The organism is Parabacteroides sp. 52 (assembly GCF_010500925.1).
In the GTDB taxonomy this organism is placed as follows: domain Bacteria; phylum Bacteroidota; class Bacteroidia; order Bacteroidales; family Tannerellaceae; genus QVMG01.
Genome location: NZ_QVMG01000047.1, coordinates 1 through 4,130 on the forward strand (window position 1 = coordinate 1; position 4,130 = coordinate 4,130).

General features: G+C 32.0%; 3 protein-coding genes. All 3 read right to left on the reverse strand.

The window, feature by feature from the left end; all coding sequences use genetic code 11:
- The coding region (locus D0T51_RS12260; RefSeq protein WP_203583392.1) for a helix-turn-helix domain-containing protein at window positions 1-436 on the reverse strand (436 nt) is incomplete at its 3' end.
- Window positions 437-1,488: 1,052 nt separating this feature from the next.
- Window positions 1,489-2,535 (reverse strand): DUF4365 domain-containing protein, encoded by a 1,047-nt coding sequence (locus D0T51_RS12055; protein WP_163729629.1) that lies wholly within the window; start codon window positions 2,533-2,535, stop codon window positions 1,489-1,491.
- A gap of 7 nt (window positions 2,536-2,542) precedes the next feature.
- Window positions 2,543-3,373, reverse strand: a complete 831-nt coding sequence (locus tag D0T51_RS12060; protein WP_163729631.1) for a hypothetical protein — start codon at window positions 3,371-3,373, stop codon at window positions 2,543-2,545.
- Window positions 3,374-4,130 lie beyond the last annotated feature (757 nt).

Below are 4,130 nucleotides of genomic sequence, written 5' to 3' on the forward strand. Positions count from 1 at the left end.
CTGATAATCTTCTGTATGATGAATAACCACAGAAATTGGTATTATTAAGACATCTGCATTTTACAAGAATAAGGAAGCCTTTCAACTTATTTGGAATAGGTAGTTTTACTAAAGCTTCATCTATAAAGACATAGTGTTCTGTTTCGAGTTGATACTTGTTTTTTATAAAGTAACCCAATTTGCCAAAATGATCTGATGATTTTTTAGTTAGCAATCCATGTCTCTCAAACTCCGAAAGGTGTCGAGAAACAGTTGCTTGGGATGTTCGATCTTTATCTGTGTAAGCATATTTGTTGATATACTCAACTAAGGTTTGTTGTTTTACGTTTGAATCTAAGGTTTCCCGATCTGATTTTATAGCTAAGCAAAAGAATGTATATGCTTCTGTTGGGGTAAAATAGTTAGCTATCTTTTCGGTTATTCTTCTGTAATTCATTAGTAGCAGATGAATTTGAATTTATAAATATGATATCTCTTTTATCCTTCTCCATTTTAAGGTACTTACTTGTTCCGAAATGGATTTTAGCATCTTTTCTGTTCTTAAAAATTGACTTGGTGGGTATATGGTAAATCATAGGAATACAGGTTCATTTTTAGGATGATTTTTAGAAATCCATTTTTCTTCATAAGAAGGAAAATGTCTAGTAGCGTATTAGTCAATTAGATATTAGTAATTAGGTATTAGTATAGCCATCCGTCTAGTGGACACTTTTTATTCATCTAGCGGACAGAAAATATTCATGAGGCGGACACTACTACAAGAAATAAAACCAGACAAAATCTGCTTCTACTCTTAGCCTTATCTTACTTCTTCGAACTAAATCTGGATTTTTTCTTTGGTTTTTTATCTTGCTTTAAGCGTGACTGTAAATATTCTCTTAATAAGTCTATATCTATGGGGTAGTAAGTTATATCAGTAGTAGTGATCTCTCTTATCTTGGTTGGTATATAAGTTATGCCTTTGTTCTTGCTGTCTTTCTTTGCTACTTTCATAATGGTTTCAAATAGTAGTTTTTACGAATACGGTTAATCTGTTTTCTTAGTCTTATATAGCCTTGTTGTTGTAGCCATACCGATATATGGATACGTGAATCTTTTATGCCCGCTTCAATGGCTTGTGGTCTTAGTTCTTCATAAGTGCAGTACATTGGTCATTGTTTATAAGTGAATAGATGTAGAATCTTTGCAAGTGGTTAATCTTATAGACAAAATTCGGACTTAATGAGTAGATATAGTCAGTTATGCACGAAATGAAAATGAAGTTGTGATTTTGAGTTGGGAACTATCTCATCCTTAGCATTTACAAAGGTACGGAAAATCGATAGTCGGAAAAACGAAAGATAAGTATTCTTTATAAGTTATGTCTAAGGTCTGTTTTGTCGGGAAAGTGGACAGAGGTACGGTCTTATTAGAAAGTAATTCAGGATAAAAGTCTCTTTTATATATGTTTTTATAAAATAGTTATCATTGATTTGAATTTGAAATTATTTACGAATCACACACCTCGTTAATTAGATGATGTGTTAGGCGTGATAAATTGATCAGCTCACATTGATAATTTTTAATTGTCTTTGCGAATTGTATGCGGGATCGGACGAAATCACCATATTCACCTTCTGATTCCGTGAAAAAATCAACAACTTTATCTATTGACTTAATTAAAAAATCAATTGACTCTTTCAGCCCTGATAATGAATTTGATGTGAAATGTTTGAATATGTCCACTTCTATGGCATCTGCAATGTTAAGCAAAAAATACTCTAAATATGTTATTGTTTTAATAAAGATATTAATTAATACGGGAATCTCGTTGGAGATTCTTGCACGACAGATGTTCACAGAAAGGGTGAACGAGTTTTTTACTATTTTTATCTCCTTTTCTGCCATCTGTTTAGTCCATCCAGAGCTGTTGTTAACAATAAAACTCTGCATTCTTTCTGATCCTCTATCGTAGTCTTTTGAGAGTTTGTCTATATGTTCTCTCATTTTTAATAATGATTCAGAACATTGATGAAACAATTCTGTGCAATAATTCAACAATTCGCTTTTGTCTGTTATTTCAGGCAAATCGTCAGTGAATGAACATGGTTTATGTAATGTGATTATTTCTTCGAAATCGACTATTGTATTATTACTGCATACCATGTCTTTTTTTATGGTTATTTTATAGTTTCCTTTTCCTGTTTCAAGCATATTTCTTTTTGCAACAGAAGCCCAATACAAATTTTTCCCATCAGGATCAAATAGTACAATAATAACAGGAATACTATAAGATAGCCAGTAGTTGTAGTGAACTCTTGACATATAGTAGTCGTAATCTCCATTTTTATTAACTTTAACATTGCTTAATCCTGTTTTTATCTGTACTGCGATAAGTGCCCCCGTTGAATCACCATTTTTCACTTGTTCGATATGAGCATCAATTCCTAAATCTATTATGGATTGTTCTCTAAATATCCATCCTAATGTGTTTGTGACAAAACCATCAAAAGCTTGTACACCTTTTCTGTCGGTTAAATTTACTCTATTCGCCATATTAGAATCATGTTTTTTTCTTTCCCCCTAATACTGATAATCCAACTAGTGTAAAATTTATTAATATATTTACAATGTAGTTTATCCATGGCTTTCCATAAATTACAGGTATTAATCCAAATAAATACTGCCAAAGCCAAATTAAAAACCCGAAAAATATTACCACAAAGAGTAGTCCTATAATAAAATCACTATTTATTTTCTTTTTTTCGTCAAACAAAAGAAATGGCATTAGTATTAATGCAAATATAAATAGGAAGGAAGAAGTGACTGTGTGCCATAGCTTTGAACGAGTTGCAACCATTTGGCACTTCTCTTCTTTTTCAAAATCATCGTTGTCAATCGTTATAGTGTCGGATTTTTTTGAGTTCTCAAATTCGTTATATGCGGTATCTACTTTCAGGGTGTCGCAACGGAATGAATAAATCCAAGGGTGATTAAATTTGCAATCGCATACTGATGTATCTGATTTGTTAATAGTTACGACAGATTCTTCTCTCGCATAGAGGTCGCTATGACTTTTGTCATTAAAAGAAATTATTTTATCGAAAGGTTCTTTGCTGAAAAGGTCGAGGAACTTTTTGAAGATATTCTTCCGTTCTAACACCAATTTTTCTGTCATCTCTAGATTTTCTAACAGAATTAAGTTGTTAGCAGCCTCCTTCTTTATTCTCTCAATCTTTTCTATCTGATTGGTCTTTTGGTTTATGTTATAATAAAAAGAGAAGCCAAGTATGTTGTCTACAAGAAGAAGTGCAGACAATACAATAAGAGTTCCTACTAACTTAGAGGAGAACGAGTACTCTTTGTCTGTGAAAAACTTAATTATTTCTTTCATGAGATCCATGTACAAATGTAATTAACTATTGGCATTTTTCGACAATCCTTATTACAAAAGTGATTTTTCATTGTACGATTTTACTGCAAGCCTTACTTGTAATAACCGATTATAGAACTTTATATACTAGCTTTGTTTTTTCTAAGAAAGCTCTATAATAAGAGACAAGCACATATATCCAACCTAGAAAAATGCTCCTCTCCTTTTCTTTAGTGTGGATTAATTTGATACTTTTTTCTAACAAAATAGCTTTTATATACCCTTTCTCAAAAAAGTATCACTTTGTGAAGTTAAGATGTTTATAAGGCTCTTAGCTTCAATACTACATAAAGGCAAGCGTACATATATACTAACCTTGATATAAATCCCCCTCCCGTCTGATTTTTAGAGCCTCTCATATATACAGACTTTATTTCTACCTAAAACCAGACTATCAGAAATTATCTAAGCCTAAAAGTGCTTTTTATCACTTGAACGATACCTCTGTTACCAATCTTCCCCTCACCCATTAGTAATGAGAAAATAGAAGCTTTTAGCGTACTCTCACAGCAAAACTCAAATCATTTGAAATTTAGAAATAGACTTTACCTTTTCAAAAGAGAATTTAGAGTGATTCCCCATTTCAAAGGAGTTTAGCCGTTTGAGTTCCTAAAGTTTCTGTTTTCTCCATTCTTTCGATTTACTAACAACTAAAATTTACTATTTATGGGGATTTATAAAGCAAGTGAAGTGAAATTGACTTACAAAAGCAAGGTGA